General features: G+C 65.6%; 14 protein-coding genes and 1 pseudogene. 4 read left to right on the top strand and 11 right to left on the bottom strand.

Annotation, left to right across the window (positions count from 1 at the left end; all coding sequences use genetic code 11):
- Nucleotides 1-55: 55 nt before the first annotated feature.
- The 3 genes from ACNANG_RS13700 to ACNANG_RS13690 are packed head-to-tail and all read right to left on the bottom strand — an operon-like array spanning nucleotide 56 to nucleotide 2,089.
- Nucleotides 56-448, bottom strand: coding sequence for a protocatechuate 3,4-dioxygenase (locus tag ACNANG_RS13700; RefSeq protein ID WP_420223423.1), 393 nt, complete (start codon nucleotides 446-448; stop codon nucleotides 56-58).
- The gene (locus ACNANG_RS13695) at nucleotides 445-1,329 is read right to left on the bottom strand and encodes a gallate dioxygenase (RefSeq protein WP_420223422.1); all 885 of its coding nucleotides are present in this window, start codon (nucleotides 1,327-1,329) and stop codon (nucleotides 445-447) included. The genes ACNANG_RS13700 and ACNANG_RS13695 overlap by 4 nt, the downstream gene beginning before the upstream one ends.
- A gap of 31 nt (nucleotides 1,330-1,360) precedes the next feature.
- Nucleotides 1,361-2,089 (bottom strand): GntR family transcriptional regulator, encoded by a 729-nt coding sequence (locus ACNANG_RS13690; RefSeq protein ID WP_420223421.1) that lies wholly within the window; start codon nucleotides 2,087-2,089, stop codon nucleotides 1,361-1,363.
- A gap of 246 nt (nucleotides 2,090-2,335) precedes the next feature.
- On the opposite strand from ACNANG_RS13690, the gene ACNANG_RS13685 reads away from it, so the two are divergent.
- The 4 genes from ACNANG_RS13685 to ACNANG_RS13670 all read left to right on the top strand — a co-directional run bounded on the left by ACNANG_RS13685 (nucleotide 2,336) and on the right by ACNANG_RS13670 (nucleotide 7,680).
- Nucleotides 2,336-3,313, top strand: a complete 978-nt coding sequence (locus ACNANG_RS13685) for a PDR/VanB family oxidoreductase (RefSeq protein WP_420223420.1) — start codon at nucleotides 2,336-2,338, stop codon at nucleotides 3,311-3,313.
- Nucleotides 3,314-3,391: 78 nt separating this feature from the next.
- A complete protein-coding gene (locus tag ACNANG_RS13680) occupies nucleotides 3,392-4,486 on the top strand; it encodes a Rieske 2Fe-2S domain-containing protein (RefSeq protein ID WP_420223419.1) in 1,095 nt (364 codons plus the stop codon).
- 91 nt (nucleotides 4,487-4,577) lie between these two features.
- The gene (gene fdhA / locus ACNANG_RS13675; RefSeq protein ID WP_420223418.1) at nucleotides 4,578-5,771 is read left to right on the top strand and encodes a formaldehyde dehydrogenase, glutathione-independent; all 1,194 of its coding nucleotides are present in this window, start codon (nucleotides 4,578-4,580) and stop codon (nucleotides 5,769-5,771) included.
- A gap of 136 nt (nucleotides 5,772-5,907) precedes the next feature.
- On the top strand, nucleotides 5,908-7,680 hold the full coding sequence (locus tag ACNANG_RS13670) for a tannase/feruloyl esterase family alpha/beta hydrolase (RefSeq protein ID WP_420223417.1): 1,773 nt from the start codon (nucleotides 5,908-5,910) through the stop codon (nucleotides 7,678-7,680).
- A 109-nt stretch (nucleotides 7,681-7,789) separates the two neighbouring features.
- On the opposite strand, the gene ACNANG_RS13665 is transcribed toward ACNANG_RS13670, so the two are convergent.
- The 8 genes and pseudogenes from ACNANG_RS13665 to ACNANG_RS13630 form a co-directional block, all read right to left on the bottom strand.
- A complete protein-coding gene (locus tag ACNANG_RS13665) occupies nucleotides 7,790-8,794 on the bottom strand; it encodes a 2-hydroxyacid dehydrogenase (protein ID WP_420223416.1) in 1,005 nt (334 codons plus the stop codon).
- Nucleotides 8,795-8,881: 87 nt separating this feature from the next.
- Entirely contained in the window at nucleotides 8,882-9,607 is a 726-nt protein-coding gene (locus ACNANG_RS13660; protein WP_420223415.1) for an alpha/beta fold hydrolase, read from the bottom strand.
- 37 nt (nucleotides 9,608-9,644) lie between these two features.
- On the bottom strand, nucleotides 9,645-10,358 hold the full coding sequence (locus ACNANG_RS13655) for an ABC transporter ATP-binding protein (protein WP_420223414.1): 714 nt from the start codon (nucleotides 10,356-10,358) through the stop codon (nucleotides 9,645-9,647).
- Nucleotides 10,355-11,107, bottom strand: a complete 753-nt coding sequence (locus ACNANG_RS13650) for an ABC transporter ATP-binding protein (RefSeq protein WP_420223413.1) — start codon at nucleotides 11,105-11,107, stop codon at nucleotides 10,355-10,357. Before ACNANG_RS13650 ends, ACNANG_RS13655 begins: the two co-directional genes overlap by 4 nt.
- Nucleotides 11,104-12,105 carry a branched-chain amino acid ABC transporter permease gene (locus tag ACNANG_RS13645; RefSeq protein ID WP_420223412.1) on the bottom strand — a complete coding sequence of 334 codons (1,002 nt, stop codon included), beginning with the start codon at nucleotides 12,103-12,105 and terminating at the stop codon, nucleotides 11,104-11,106. The genes ACNANG_RS13650 and ACNANG_RS13645 overlap by 4 nt, the downstream gene beginning before the upstream one ends.
- 44 nt (nucleotides 12,106-12,149) lie before the next feature.
- On the bottom strand, nucleotides 12,150-13,022 hold the full coding sequence (locus ACNANG_RS13640; RefSeq protein WP_420223411.1) for a branched-chain amino acid ABC transporter permease: 873 nt from the start codon (nucleotides 13,020-13,022) through the stop codon (nucleotides 12,150-12,152).
- Nucleotides 13,023-13,031: 9 nt separating this feature from the next.
- Nucleotides 13,032-14,119: pseudogene (locus tag ACNANG_RS13635) on the bottom strand (ABC transporter substrate-binding protein).
- A gap of 277 nt (nucleotides 14,120-14,396) precedes the next feature.
- On the bottom strand, nucleotides 14,397-15,623 hold the full coding sequence (locus ACNANG_RS13630) for a LysR family transcriptional regulator (protein WP_420223410.1): 1,227 nt from the start codon (nucleotides 15,621-15,623) through the stop codon (nucleotides 14,397-14,399).
- Nucleotides 15,624-15,697 lie beyond the last annotated feature (74 nt).

Below are 15,697 nucleotides of genomic sequence, written 5' to 3'. Positions count from 1 at the left end.
TGTCGGAGCCGCGATTCTAGTCCTGAATATCCTGGACGCCGAATCCCGGCCCTGCCTACCGCATCGTCGGCACGTTGCGGGTGTTCATGAAGTCCTCGAAGCTCTCGCCACGCATGGCGGCGTAGACCTTGAGGTTGGGCATGCTGACGACCCGGGCGAACTTCTCGAGCACAAAGAAGTTGGCGCCGTGCCGCACCAGGCCGATCCAGTCCTGCGCGCGGATCATCGCCTTTTCTTCGTCGGTCAGCCCGGCCGCTGTCATGCTTGCTTCCGGATCATCGACGAACGCCTTGCGGGCATCGGCGCCGATCATGTTCCAGAAAAAGCGGTTCAGCTTGAGCACGCGATGGCTGGTGCGAATGTCGAACACATAAGTGCCGGCCAAGTCTTCCAGACCCGCCAGTTGCGGATTGGTGAACACGGGGCGGGTGAATGCGGGCGAGTTCATGACACCACCTCGGTCGCGGCGCGGGTTTCGGCAATGTCGGCGCTGCCCGCCGATTCGTAGAGCACTACCGTCATGGCGGTCGTGGTGGCCAGGTAGTAGTTCTGGTGCAGCTTGCGGATCGGACCTTCGATGCCGCCGCGCATGGCCAGCCACATGATCTGTTCGACGCTTTCGGCGCCGCCCAGCCGCACGTAGTCGGCATGGGTCATCGTCGTCAGCTGTTCCGGATCGTCCTCCAGCAGGCGAAGGAATTCCATATCCCATTCGGTATTGTTGAAACCGGTGCGCTCGCCATGGATCTGGTGCGACAGGCCGCCCGTTCCCACCACCACGACCTTCAGGTCCTCGGGATAGGACTCGATCGCGCGGCGCACGGCTTGCCCCAGCCGATAGCAGCGGCGTGCGGTCGGCAGCGGATACTGCAGGACGTTGATCGCGATCGGCACGACCGCGCCGGGCCAGTCCGGATCATGAGGCCACAGCAGCGGCAGCGGTGATGCACAGCCATGGTCCAGCGGTTTGTCCTGGAAGACGGTCAGGTCGAACTCGTCGTTCACCAGCGATTCGGCAATGTGCGCCTGGAAGTCGACGTTGCCCTTGATTGCCGGCAGGTTGCGCAGGCCCGCGCCTTCATCCGCAACCGGGAAGCGGTCGGCCACCCCAAGCGCAAACGTCGGGTACATGTCGAAAAAGAAGGTGGTGCAGTGGTCGTTGTAGAAGAAGACCAGCACATCGGCCTGCTTCTCGGCCAGCCAGGCCGCAACGGGTTTGTAGCCTTCGAACAGGGGTGCCCAATCGGGATCGGTCTGTTTGCCCTTGTCATACGCGACGCCGATGGTGGGCACGTGCGAGGTGCCGATTGCGCCGATGATTCTTGCCATTTCAGGTCTCCTCGTGCCGCCGTGCGGACGATCAGTGGCCCGAGGCCGCGCGTGCAGTCTCGGGAAATTCTTCTGCGCGGACCGGGGCTTCGCCCGTCCGCTCCATGTGCATGCTGTTTTCTTGCGTCACCGCGTGATCGCGGAACAGGAATTCCGCGCGATCGCCTTTGCCTGCCACGATGGCCTCGACGATCGAATGGTGCTGCCGGTGCGCATAGAACAGCAGGTCGAATACCGTGCGTTTGTCCAGATGCGCAAAGGCAATGGCGCGCGGCGCCGCGAACGGCACCAGATTGCAGCGCGCCGCCAGCTCTTCCAGCAACGGGATGCGCGCGCCGGCCAGCACCAGCGCATGGAAGCGCGCGTTCATTTCGCCGTAGCGCAGTTCGTCGTCGACCGTAATGACGCGTTCGGTGAACAGCGCATCGCCCTCGGCCAGGCAGGCGCGCAACCCATCCAGGATATCGGGTGACGCGCCTCGTTCGGCCAGGGTACGGGCCGCCATGCCTTCAAGCGACGCGCGCAGCCGCAGCGCGTCCAGCGACTCGTCTGGCGTAAAGGCGCGCACCGCATACCCCCGCTGGCCCGAACGCACCAGCAGACCTTCCTGCGCCAGCACAGGCAAGGCCTGCCGGATCGGCATGCGCGAGGTCCCCAGGCGCAGTGCCAGTTCGGCCTCGCGCAGGCGTTCGTCGGGCGCAAGTTCGCCGTTCAAAATCATTTCCCGCAGCTGCAGGGTGGTGGAGGTCGGTCGAAGCATGATGTGACTGTTTGGGATCCCAAAACGATTGTACCCATAAGCCGATGTACGTAATACCGCCATGCATTCGGGTAAACACTCCCCGTTGACGCGCCTTGGGATCCCGAATAGGCTGTCACACCATTGAACGTTCCCGATTTTTTGCGAATTGGCTCGATCAGGGATCCCACGCAGGCATCCCGCACATCGATGCATCATGACCCGGCGCCAGGTAGCGACCGGGCACCCGCCCTCAGGAGACACCCGGTGCGGCCACGTTTGTTCGACGTCCTCGTTGCCGCGGTGCGGCCCCTGACACCCCAGGTCAATGAATACCTGCTGCGTGCGCCCGATGGGGGTCCGCTGCCTGCCTACGAGGCCGGCGCCCACATCGAACTCCATTGGGCCATGCCCGATGGCGCCTCCATGCTGCGGCACTATTCGCTGGTCGGCGGCGATGCCGCGGGCGACGATCCGCCGGGCACCTGGCGCATTGCCGTGCAGCGCGAGGACCGCGCGCGCGGGTCCGCCGACCTGCATCGCCGTTTCAAGCCGGGCATGACGCTGACCTGCTCTTACCCGCTGCACCATTTCCGCATGGATCGCCGCGATACCCATAGTGTGCTGATCGCCGGCGGCATGGGCATCACGCCGATCCTGTCGATGCTGCGCAGCGTCGTGCGGCGCGGATGCAGCTTCGACATGGTCTACACCGCGCGGGCGGTGGAACGCATGGCGTATCGGCAGGAAGTCCAGACACTGGCCGGCGCGCGGGCGCGGCTGCATGACAGCGCCACGCAAGGCCGACTGAACCTGAGGGCCTATCTGGCCGCCCAGCCTGCCGGCGCGACCGCGTATGTGTGCGGCCCGGCTTCGCTGATCCAGGCCGTGCACGACGCTGCCGCGTCGCTGGGTTGGGATCCCGCCCGGGTGCGAAGCGAAACCTTTGCCGCCGCGCCGTCCGCCGACGACGTGGCGTTCGATGTGGAATTGCGGGCCTCTGGCCGCACGGTGCGGGTGCCCGCCGGCGCCACCATACTCGACACGCTGACGGCTGCCGGGCTGCACCCGTTGTACGACTGCCGACGCGGTGAATGCGGGCTCTGTCCGATGCCAGTGGTGGCGGCGGATGGACCGCTGCGCCACCGCGACAGCTACCTGTCGGCGGACGAACGCGCCGCGGGCAAGAGCCTCTGTATTTGCGTATCGCGCATGCAGGGCGACCTGCTGGTTCTCGATGCCTGACTTACGCCGCGGCCAATATCCCCACCCCCTCGGCCCGGAGGTATGCCGGCCGCCCCCAGCCAACCTGAAGGAGTTGCCATGTCCGCCGTCATTCCGCTGCGTCGCGCCGACCCCGTGTTCGAACCCGGCGGCTTCGCCAATCACGCCACGCCCGCCGTGCGCAATTGCTGGTACGTGGCCGGCCGCAGCGGCGAAATCGGCCGGGACCTGATGCGCCGCAGATTGCTGGGTGTGGACGTTGCCCTGTATCGCACGCTGGCGGGCGAACCCGTTGCGGTTCGCAACCGATGCCCGCATCGCTCGTTTCCCCTGGCCAAGGGCAAGCTGGACGGCGACATCCTGGTCTGCGGGTACCACGGCATGCAGTTCGATCCGTCGGGCCAGTGCGTCAACATGCCGTCGATGCCCACGACGCCCACCCATGCCAGCGTGCGCACCTTTCCCTGTGTGGAGCGCGGCCCGCTGGTATGGATCTGGATGGGCAACCCTGATCTGGCCGACCCGGCGTTGATTCCCGACACCCAGTGGCTGAGCGATCCGGGTTGGGCCAGCGTGACCGGCGACTTCCACATGAAGTCCGACTACGTGTCCATGCACGAGAACTTGCTGGACCAGACGCATTTTCCTTTTCTGCATCCGGGCACGGTGGGTACGCCCGAATACGCGCGGTCCAAGCTGGACGTGCGTGAAGACAACGGCCGCGTCATCATCCACCGGGCACTGCGCCATTCGCCGCCGCCAGGCATCTACGGCGTGCCGGCCGAGATCATGCACAAGCGGGTCGACCGTTATTCCGACTCGCAGTTCGCGTCGCCCGCCATGCACGTGGCGTTCGCCCGCATCGTCGATCCTGAACCGGATGACGGCCGGCCGTCGCAGTACCGCTTCACCATCACCCACCTGATCACGCCCGAATGCGACGGCGCGATCCATTACTGGTGGTTCAATTCGCGCGACTTCAAACTGCACGATCAGGAAGCCGACACCTTCCTCAAGGCGGCGTCCGAGCAAGCCTACCTGGAAGACGTGGATGCGCTCGAAGCCATCCTTGAAGTCGTCACGTCTGAAGACGAACCGCAGTTCGACCTGAATTTCGCCCCCGACAAGCCAGGCCTGCTCATGCGCAGGATCCTGCACCGACGCGCGGCCGAGGAAGCAGGCCACCCGGCCTGACCTCGACCGCTCGAATCGGCCACGTGGCCGGACCGGATGCGACGCGTCCGGCCGGGCACCGGCGCCGGACCATCACCGAGGAGACAGATCCATGACATCCAATCGAGGCGTTGCCTATATCGGGCAAGGCAAGGTCGAAGTCCAGAACATTCCCTACCCCAAACTGGAAGATCCGCGCGGCCGGCGCATCGATCACGGCGTGATCCTGAAGGTCGTATCCACCAACATCTGCGGGTCCGACCAGCACATGGTGCGCGGTCGCACCACCGCGGAAGAAGGGTTGATCCTCGGTCACGAAATCACGGGCGAAGTCGTCGAGGCGGGCAAGGACGTCGAGATGCTCAAGATCGGCGACCTGGTCTCGGTCCCGTTCAACGTGGCGTGCGGCCGCTGCCGCACGTGCAAGGAACAGCACACCGGCGTGTGCCTGACCGTCAACCCGTCCCGGGCGGGGGGCGCGTATGGCTATGTGGACATGGGCGGCTGGGTCGGTGGCCAGGCCGAGTTCGTGATGGTCCCCTACGCCGACTTCAACCTGCTGCGCTTTCCGGACAAGGACCAGGCCATGTCCAAGATCCGCGACCTGACGTGCCTGTCCGACATCCTGCCGACGGGCTATCACGGCGCGGTCACGGCGGGCGTCGGACCGGGCAGCACGGTGTATGTCGCCGGCGCCGGACCGGTCGGCCTGGCCGCCGCAGCCTCCGCACGCTTGCTGGGCGCGGCCGTCGTCATTGTCGGTGACGTCAACCCGGTGCGTCTGGAACACCCCAGGCGCCTGGGGTACGAGACCGTGGACCTGTCGCTGGACGTGTCCCTGGCCGACCAGATCGCGCAGATCCTGGGCGAGCCCGAGGTCGACAGCGCGGTTGACGCAGTCGGCTTCGAAGCGCGCGGCCACGGCCACAGCGGGGCGCAGCAGGAAGCCCCGGCCACCGTGCTCAACTCCTTGATGGAAGTCACCCGCGCCGCCGGCCGCATCGGCATCCCGGGGCTGTATGTGACCGACGACCCCGGCGCGGTCGACAGCGCCGCGCGCAAGGGCGCGCTCAGCGTGCGTTTCGGCCTGGGTTGGGCCAAGTCCCATTCGTTTTTCACGGGGCAGACGCCGGTCATGAAGTACAACCGGGCCTTGATGCAGGCGATCCTGTGGGATCGGATCAAGATCGCGGAGACCGTCGGCGTGGAAGTGATCTCGCTTGATGAGGCGCCCAAGGGCTATGCCGAATTCGATTCGGGGGCACCCAAGAAATTCGTGATCGACCCGCACGGCATGCTGGCCTGAAGCTGGCGAATAAGCAAAACGTATCGCTCCAGGGCTGATAAGTATTGGTCCTGGCGCCCGCGTGCTGCCAAGCTTGTCTTGTACGACGACCTACAAGAACGCCAGCGCCATCCGGCGATCGGCACAAGGAGACAGCATGACGACACGCTTGATACTGCGGTCGGGCACGACCGCCCTGATCGCCCTTACCGCACTGGCCGGGTGCGGCGGCAATGATGACGATGACGCGCCCTCCGCCGGCGCGGGGTTCGCGACGCCCGTGGTCGTGGCCAACGCCGCCACGGCATGCACCGCACTCAGTGGCAAGACCATTGCGGCATCGTCGATTGGCGAACCGACGACGGGCGCGGTCGTGACAGCGGCAACCTATCGCACGGCCCTGCCCGATCGGCCCAACGCGGCAGGCACGGCGATCGATCAGGCCACGCCCGACTACTGCGAAGTGCTGGTCGACATCAAGCCTGTCGACCCGGCGGCGCCGCTGATCAAGTCGCAGGTCAATCTGCCTACCAGCTGGAACGGCAAAAAGTTGCAGTTCGGCGGCAGCGGGTACAACGGCGCGCTCGTAACCGGTGTGCAGCAAAGCCGGAACGCCGGCCCGGAAACGCCGTTCCCGCTGACCCAGGGCTACATGACCGCCGGGACCGACTCGGGCCACCAGAATTCCGCCGCGGTCCATCCGGCGGCCTTTGCGTTGAACGACGAAGCGTTGGCCAACTTCGCGTATGCCTCATACAAGAAGACGCATGACGTGGCGGTGCAGCTTGGCGCCGGCTACTACGCCAATCGCCCGCTCAAAAGCTATTACCTTGGCGGCTCGCAGGGTGGCCGGGAAGGCCTCATGATGGCGCAGCGCTATCCGGCCGACTTCGACGGCATCATCAGCATCGATCCCGTCATCAACGCGACGGCCTTGTGGACGTTCCAGAACAGCTTTGGCGGCGTGCAGAGCGCGGCGGGCAGCTGGCTGGGCAACAAGAACCAGCTGATCCACGACACCATCGCCGCGGCCTGCGATGCGCAGGATGGCATTGCCGACAATGTGGTCAGCAACTACCTGACCTGCAAGCCGCTTGCCGATGCCGCGATCGCGGCCAAACGGTGTCCGTCGGGCGCCGATGAAGGTCCGGCCTGCTTTTCGGACGGCCAGCTGGCGGCAGTGAAATGGGCCTACACGGGCTACACCTTCCCGTTCGCGCTTGCCAACGGCATCACGTCGTATGCCGGCTATGTCTACGGATCGGAATTCGTCCCCGGCAACTTCCAGAACTGGGTGACAGGCACCGCGCCCCCGACGGCGGGTGACCCCGACACGCTCACGGGCGTCAGCCGCAGCTATCTGTTCGGCAGCTACTACGTGCGCTACTTCATTGCGAAGAACCCGTCGTTCAATGCGTTGACCTACAATCCGGCTGCGTTCCAGGCACGGGTGCAGGCCGTGTCCAACATGATCGATGCGACCAATCCTGACCTGACGGCCTTCTTCAACCGGGGTGGCAAGATCATCTTGCGTGAAGACCTGGCGGACAAAGGCCAGAGCCCGCAGACCGGCCTCGACTATTGGAACGCGGTGGGCGCAAAGATGGGCAAGGACAAGACCGAGCAGTTCTTTGCGGCCTATGTGGCCACGGGCTTGCCGCATACGTCGGGCGGCATCGCGGCGGGCACGGCCAATGCGCCGAGCTACGGCATTCCGGGTCGCGTCGACCTGCTTGCTCCGTTGGAAGCATGGGTGGAACGCGGCGTGAAACCGGCGGACAGCATGACGCTGACCAACCGCGACGCGCTTCCGCCGTATGCGGTGACGGCGTCCAAGCCGATGTGCCGCTACCCGATGTTCCCGCGCTATGTGGGCGCGACGCCAGCGGGTGGCAACGTGGCGGCGAACTACACGTGCGTGGCAGGCTGATTCTGGCTTGACGGCGCGCCGTGTCCCTATCGGCACGGACAGCGGCAACAGTGTGCATGGCCCGGCACAGGCGGGCAGCCTCAGGGCTCGCCTGTGCCGGCGGCCCTGTTCAGTGCGCGTCCACCCGGTTCGGGCAGGGCGTGCGCTCGATGAAATGGCGCAGGTTGCTGAGCGTGGCGGCCGAAATCTCCCGCAGCGCTTCCACCGTGAAAAAGCCCTGATGTCCGGTCACCAGGACATTCGGAAAGGTCATCAGGCGCTGGAATACGTCATCGTCAATGATCTCGCCCGAGCGGTCCTGGAAGAACAGCGGGCCTTCCTGCTCATACACGTCGATGGCAAGGTGTCCAAGGTGCCGGGATTTGAGCGCCTTGATCACCGCAGTGGTGTCCACCAATGCGCCTCGCGATGTGTTGACGAGCATGGCGCCCAGCTTCATGCGCGCCAGCGCACCGGCGTCGATCATGTGCCGTGACGCTTCGGTCGAGGGGCAATGCAGGGTCACGATGTCCGAGCGTGCCAGCAGTTCCTCAAGTGGCGCCATGTCACCCAGAGGTTCGAACAGCGGCGACGGATACGGGTCGCAGCCAAGCACCGTGCAACCCATGCCGTGAAAGATCCGGGCAGCCGCCAGGCCGATCTTGCCCGTGCCGACGATGCCCACCGTTTTGCCGTGCAGGGTCCGGCCGAGCAAGCCTTCGAGCATGAAGTTGCCATCACGGACCCGATTGAATGCGCGATGCGTCTGACGGTTGAGCGTCATCACCATCGCCAGCGTATGTTCCGCCACGGCCTCGGGCGAGTAGGACGGCACTCGGGCAACGAACATCCCAAGCTCGAGCGCGACCGTCAGATCGACGTTGTTGAAGCCCGCGCAACGCAGCAGGATGGCGCCAACGCCCAGCCTGGCCAGGGCATGCAGCGCAGCGGCGTCAAGGCGATCATTCACGAACACGCAGACGGCCTGGCAACCCTGCGCCAGCGCCGCCGTGTCGACGTCGAGCGCCACGTCGAAATAGACCCATTCGGTAGGGGGCGTCGTTGGCATTGCGCCATTGGCTTCGTCAAGAAACCGGCGGTCATAGGAACGTGTGCTGAAGACAGCAACTTTCATGGCGGCCTCGGGATGCGACAGGACCGCACACCATACCGCAAGCTTGTGCCGGCAGTCGATCCCGCCAGGTGCGGGAGCTTCCCGCCGTCACCCCTGGGCTTGCATCTCCAGCCACGCCCGCATGGCCGCCGTGACCTGCCCGGGTTCTTCCATGGTGCTCATGTGCCCGGAATGTTCGATCACGCTCAAGATCGAACGGGGCAGCACGGCGTGCATGTCTTCGTGGCGCGACAGCGGACTCCAGCTGTCGTCGCGGCCACATAGCACCAGGGTTGGCACGGTAATGCCCGGCAGCTGGCCGCTGGCATCGGGTCGGTTGATCAAGGCCTCGATCTGCGCGGCAAAGATCTCGGGCGTCTTGCGCTCGATCATCTGCAACACGGCTTCGAACACCGGTCCGTTCACGCGGGACGGGTGGACCATGCCGGGCGCCCACTTCAAGCCCAGTGCCCGCATGCCTTCCCTGCGCGCCGTGTCCAGCAGGGCATAGCGCCCCTTCTTTTCGCCTTCGCCCACAAAGCCGGGCACCAGCGCCTGATAGCCCGTGTCCATCAGAGCCAGCCGGGTCACCCGTTCGGGCGCCAGCCGGATGACTTCCAGCGCGACACGGCCGCCCATGCTATGACCCGCCACGGCCAATGGCCCGGCCGGGGCAGATGACAACGCGATCTGCGCCATCTCGGTAATGGAGGACGCGTTGCCGTAGTCCGCAACGATGCAGTCCGCCTGATCGCGCAACTCGGCGATCTGCGGTTCCCAGACGGCGGCATCGCACAGCAGCCCGGGCAATAGAAGTAGAGGTTGGGCGCTCACGATCGCCGGCTCCTAAAAAATGCGAAACGAAGGGGGTTCAGACAGCGGCTTCGGCCAGCCCGATCAGCGCCGACAACGTGTCCGGATGCGCCAGCAGTTCGCGGCTGTCGCCCGACCAGCTCACGCGGCCGCGATCCAGCACCGTGGCCCGCTCGGTCAGCTCCAGCGCCAGCGTCGCATGCTGCTCGACCAGCACGATGCCCAGTTTGCCTTCCTGATGCAGGCGGCGAAAGGCATCGACCAGGACATCGACAATGATGGGTGCCAGGCCTTCGAAGGGCTCATCCAGCAGCAGCACGGCCGGGTTGCCGATCAGTGCACGGCCTATCGCCAGCATCTGCTGTTCTCCGCCCGACAACTGGTTGCCCATGTTGCGGCGGCGTTCGTGCAGACGCGGAAACAGGTCGTAGATGCCTGCCAGCGTCCATGCGCCAGGGCGGGTCGCGACCACCAGATTCTCTTCCACGCTCAGCGATGGAAAAATCTCCCGTTCCTGCGACACCAGCCCCAGCCCGCGCCGTGCCCGCACGTGGCTGGGCCACTTGCCGATGTCCTCACCGCGGTAGCGCACCGTACCGCTGCGCACGTCGGTCAAGCCCATCAGTGTACTGATCAACGTGGATTTGCCCACGCCATTGCGGCCAAGCAGCGCCACCGCCTCGCCCTGCCGCAGGCTGAAGGACACGCCTTCCAGGATCGCGATGTCGCCGTAACCGGCATGCACGTCATCGACATTCAAGAGATCGCTCATGGATGACGTCCTCCACCCAGATACACATCGCGCACCAGCTTGCTGCTGCGCACTTCGTCGACAGGGCCTTCGAGCAACACGGCGCCTTCCACCAGCACGGTGATCTGCTTGGCGAACCGGAAGACCAGTTCCATGTCGTGTTCGATGACCAGCGTGGCGACATCGGGCGGCAGACGTTCCAGCAGTTCGAACAGACGCTTGCCTTCGGTGGACGGCACGCCCGCGACCGGCTCGTCAAGCAACAGCACCTTGGGCCGCAAGGCGAGCGCAAGCGCGATCTCGACCAGGCGCCGCTGCCCATAGGCAAGGTCATTGACGGTGCGGCCCACCAGGTCGATCAGGCCGAGCGAGGTCAACAGTTGAGCCGCCTCGTCCATCAGTTCCGGCCGATGCTGCAGGGGCCGGCCCATGCTGCCGTCCACGCCGTGCGCCGCCGCCAGCGCCAGGCTCACGTTCTCGCCCACGGTCAGCTTGCCGAACAGGGAATTGATCTGGAAGGTGCGGCCCAGGCCCAGCTTGACGCGGCGCTCGGGCGTGCGGCCGGTCAGCAGTTCGCCGCCCAGCCACATCTTGCCGCTGCTGGGCGGAACCAGACCGGTGATCAGGTGCACCAGCGTGCTTTTGCCCGCGCCGTTCGGTCCGATCAGCGCATGGCGCGCACCCGGCTGCAGTTCCAGATTGACATCACGGGTGACATGCAGCGCGCCGTAACGCTTGTTGATGCCTTGCAGTTGCAGCGCCGGGGTCATGCCGCCCTCCGCCTGGCCGCCGCGGCGTCGTCGGGCGCCTGGGTTTTCAGGAAGCGTTCGGTCCAGCCGCTCAGGCCACGCGGCGCATAGCGCACCACGAGGATGAGCAGCACGCCCAACGCCGCCAGCCAGTTGGTGGGATCGATCGCCGCCGCGCGATCGGACAGCAGCACAAAGATGATCGCGCCAAAGAACGCACCATACAGCCGCCCCGTGCCGCCCAGCGCCAGCATGACCAGCACGTTCGCGGACAGCGTGAACGACAGGGTATCGAGCCCGACGATACGATTGATCTGTGCCGACAAGGCGCCTGCCACTCCGGCGATCGCCGCCGACAGGGCGTACACCATCAGCAGCCGCGCCCGCACCGGGACGCCCAGCATGCGCATGCGCACCGGATTCTCGCGAATGCCTTGCACGGTCAGGCCAAAGGGCGAGTTCACGATCCACATCAGCAGCGCGTAGACCAGCACCAGCACCACCCCCGCATACAGGAAGCCGACCTTGCCATACACGTCGAACTCGAACAGGCCGAGCACCGCCGAGACCGAATAGCCGGTCAGGCCATCGTCGCCCGCCGTCACGGTCTTGGCCACATTGGCCAGCTCCAGCAGCACCGTTGCCACCGTCAGCGTCAGCATGATCTGCGTCAGCCCCTGCGTGCGCAGGATGGCCATGCCCGAGACGAGTCCGACCAGCGCCGCGATCACGGCAGCCACCAGCAGGCCGGTCATGGGTTCGGGGCTCACATGCAGGGCAAACAATCCCGCGCTGTAGGCGCCGACGCCGAAGAAGGCCGCATGACCGAGCGACTCGATCCCCCCATACCCCAGGGACAGATCCAGTGACAGTGCAAAAATGATCATGATCAATACCGTGGTCGCAAGGACCAGGTACAGATCGCCAAGAAACCAGGTCGCGGCCGCGGCGGCCAGCAGGCCGAGATCGACCCACGTGAACCGTTGCCGCCGGAACGACCGGGCGGTGACGTCAGGCATGGCGCCCTCCTGTCGGGTTGAGGGAACGTCGGGCTTGGGCGCGCTCATGCCGGCGCCACCAGGCCACGGGGCCGCAAGAGCAGAATGACCAGCACGCTGATGTAGATCACGAAGCCGCCGATGGCGGGCAGGTAATAGCGTCCCAGCGTATCCAGCACACCCAGCAGCAAGGCGGCATAGAACGATCCGCGCAGGCTGCCAAGTCCGCCCACCGCCACCACGATCAACACCAGGACCAGATACTTCAGGCCGTAATACGGTTCGAGGGGCAGCAGCTGCGCGCCCAGGGCGCCGCCCAGCGCCGCCAGTCCACAGCCGATCGCAAACGTGCTGGCAAACACGACCGGCACGTTGATGCCGACGCAGCGCGCCATGCGCGGATTGTCGACCGATGCACGCAGGCTGGCGCCGAACGTGGTGTGTTCAAGGCTGAACCACAACAGCGCGGCCACCGCGCCGCTGACCGCCATCAGGAACACGCGGTAGATGGACACGTCGATCGGGCCAAGCTGCCAGTTGCCTGCCAGCGACGCCGGCAAGGCCAGGCTCTGGATCTGCGGACCGGCCAGATTCTTGATGATCGCGGTGGCGATGAAGGCCATGCCAATCGTCATGAGCAGCTGGCCCAGATCGTTGCTGCGATACACCCAGCGATACAGCGTGCGTTCGAGCAGCGCGCCGACCAGCACGGTTCCGACTACCGCAAGCGGCACGGCGGCATAGAAGTTCACGCCCTGCGCCTGCATCAGGTACAGGGCCAGGTAGCCGCCGATCATCGCGAAGGTCGAGTGGGCAAGGTTCACGACCCGCATGACGCCGAGCGTGATCGTCAGCCCGACCGAGATGAGGAACAGCGTCATCCCGTAGGCCAGGCTGTCGATCAGCAGCGAGATCAACGTGGCAAAAGCATTCGGCATGGAATCGGCCTACTTGCGGTTGAGTTCGTGCCAGGGATCTTTGACAGCCGGGAAGGTGCTGAACGCCACGTTGCCCAGCTTGCCATCAACCTTTTCCACCTTGCGCATGTAGATGTTCTGCACGACTTCACGCGTGTCCGCATCGATGGAGATCGGGCCGCGCGGGCTGTCCCATTTCGCGGTCTTGGCGGCGGCCATGGCCTTGTCGCCATCCTTCTTGCCATCGGTGGCCTTGACCATCTGCGCGATCAGCCGCATGCCGTCATAGGCTGCGACCGATGCGATGCTGGGCAGCGCATCGGCGCCGAACTTCTGCTTGTAGGCCGCAACGAACGCCTTGTTGACCGGGTTGTCCAGGTACGGCGTGTAATGCAAGGCCGTCACCAGACCCAGCGCGGCATCCCCCACCACCGGCAGGTCGGATTCCTGCGATTCGTTGGTCGCCAGCAAGGTAACGCCCGCCTTGTCGAGCCCACGATCCTTGAACGCCTTGATGAAACCGGCCGACATGGGGCCTACCGGCATGAACATGAACACATACTGCACGCCCGCGTCGCGCACGCGCTGCAGGTAGGTCGAAAAGTCGGTGGTGCCCAGCGGCACCTTGATCTCGGCCGCGACCTCGCCCCCTGCTTCTTGAACGTCGACCCGAAGGCTTCGAGCGCGTCATAGCCCGGCGCATAGTCGGCGGCCACGATCACGGCTTTCTTGGCGCCCTGCTGCACGGCCCAGGTCACGAGCGGCACGCTGACGGCCCACTGCGTGAAGCCCAGCCGCACGAAGTACGGCGACTTGTCGGTCACGCTGGACGTGCCCGAGTTCAACACCACATACGGCGTTTTGGTCTGGTTGACGATGTCAACGGTTCCCAGGACCGTGGGCGTGAACACGCCGCCGATCAGGTATTGCGCGCGATCACGCACGGTCAGTTCCTGTGCCAGCTGGCGCGTGCGCTGCGGGCTGGTGCCGGCTTCGTCGCGCGGCAGCACGGTGAGCGTGTGATTGCCGACCTTGTTGCCGTTCTGGGCAAGGTACATGTCGACCCCGCGCTGGTATTCCTGGCCCCACCAGGAATAGACACCCGAGAACTGCGACATGAGGCCGATCTTGATGTCGTCGGCATGGGCGGCGCCGCCGGCAAACAGTGTCGCGCCGGCAAGCAGACAACGCCCGAGGGCGCGCGGGATGGCGTAAGGAAAGGGGGTCATGGTCGTCTCCTGTGACGCTCTCTGGCATCGTTGGCGGGGTGCACGAGGGTGTCACCACCCGCCGTCAGCATGCCAGCACAGGACAGCGCCAGCCAATGCCAAAGGCTTGGCCAGCGATGCGTTTTGCTTATACCCCTCTCAAACCTGGCGATTCGGCGGAGGGGGATTACCCTAGGTCGGCGGCGGTATCCCGCAGGGCATCGAGCAAGAAGGCAACGCCCGGAGAGGGCAGATAATCGGTGCGTGTCGTGAGCCCGATGGCGCGCGTGGTCATGCGCACCGTCACGGGCAGCAGCGCCAGCAGTCCTGCCCTGACCTCCCGGCTGATCTGCCGTGGCGACATCAGCACCACGCGGTCGCTTTCCATCAGCAAGGCCTGCGTCAATGCCGGACTGTTCACCTGCAGGCCGCTGGTGGGCGGCGGCAGACCGTCGCTGCGGAAGGCACGCTCGAACGCGGATTGCGCAGGCGTGTTGGGCATGGGCAGGATCCATGGCGCATCGACCAGGTCCGCCAGGCCGCGCAGTGGACGGCCCTGCAAGGGATGCCCTTGCCGCACCACCACTGCCAGTTCGTCGTCGAACAGGGGTTCCTGATGCAGGTCGTCGGCAGGCGGCGGCTGGCGCAATGCGCCGATCACCATGTCCAGCTCGGCATGACGCAGGCGGTGCAACAGCGTCTCGTAGGTCCCATCGACGATCGTGACGTTGACCGCCGGGTGACTGGCCAGCAGCCGTTCCACCGCGCGCGGCACGAACAGCCCGGTGGAAAAGGGCAGGGTGCCGATCACGACGCGGCCCTGCAGTTGCCCGACCCGCGACGCCAGATCGGCACTGGCGCTATCCAGTTCGAACCACAGCAGACGCGCATGCCGCAACAGCGCGTCGCCAGGCTCGGTCAGGCGCATGCCGCGCGCGGACCGATGGAACAGCCGCACGCCGGCCAGGTGCTCCAGCTGCGCAATGGCTTGTGTGACGGCGGGCTGGCTAATGCCCAGCGCTTCGGCGCAGCGGCTTTCGCTGCCGGCCGCGTCCAGGGCCATCAGTATGCTGAGGTGTCGATAGCCCGCCTGCGTCTCCAGCTGCGATTCGCTGCGGTGGTGCGCCAGCCGATGACCCGCCGCCAGCTGCGTCACGCCCCGGTCGGCGGCGCGCAATTGGGCGAAGGCCCGCTTCAGCCGGGCATCCAGGACATGGCCAAGCTCGGTCAGCTCCATGCCGCGCGCGCTCCGATCGAACAGCGCCATGTCCAGCAATGCTTCGACATCCCGCACCGCGCGGGCCACCGCGGGCTGCGACAGGAATAGCGTCGCGGCAGCGCGTGCCGTGCTGCCGTGTTCAGCCACGGCACGCACCGCGCGCAGCTTCTTCAGGTGAGGCGTCAGCGTGCGCATGGATGCGGGCGTCGAATCATGGCGGGAGGCAGCGGAAGGCGTGGGAGCCGATTATAGGGAGGCAGGCGTTCCGG

It is taken from the genome of Pigmentiphaga litoralis (genome assembly GCF_048632615.1).
GTDB lineage: Bacteria > Pseudomonadota > Gammaproteobacteria > Burkholderiales > Burkholderiaceae_B > Pigmentiphaga > Pigmentiphaga litoralis_B.
This window is presented reverse-complemented; position numbering and strand designations above follow the sequence as displayed.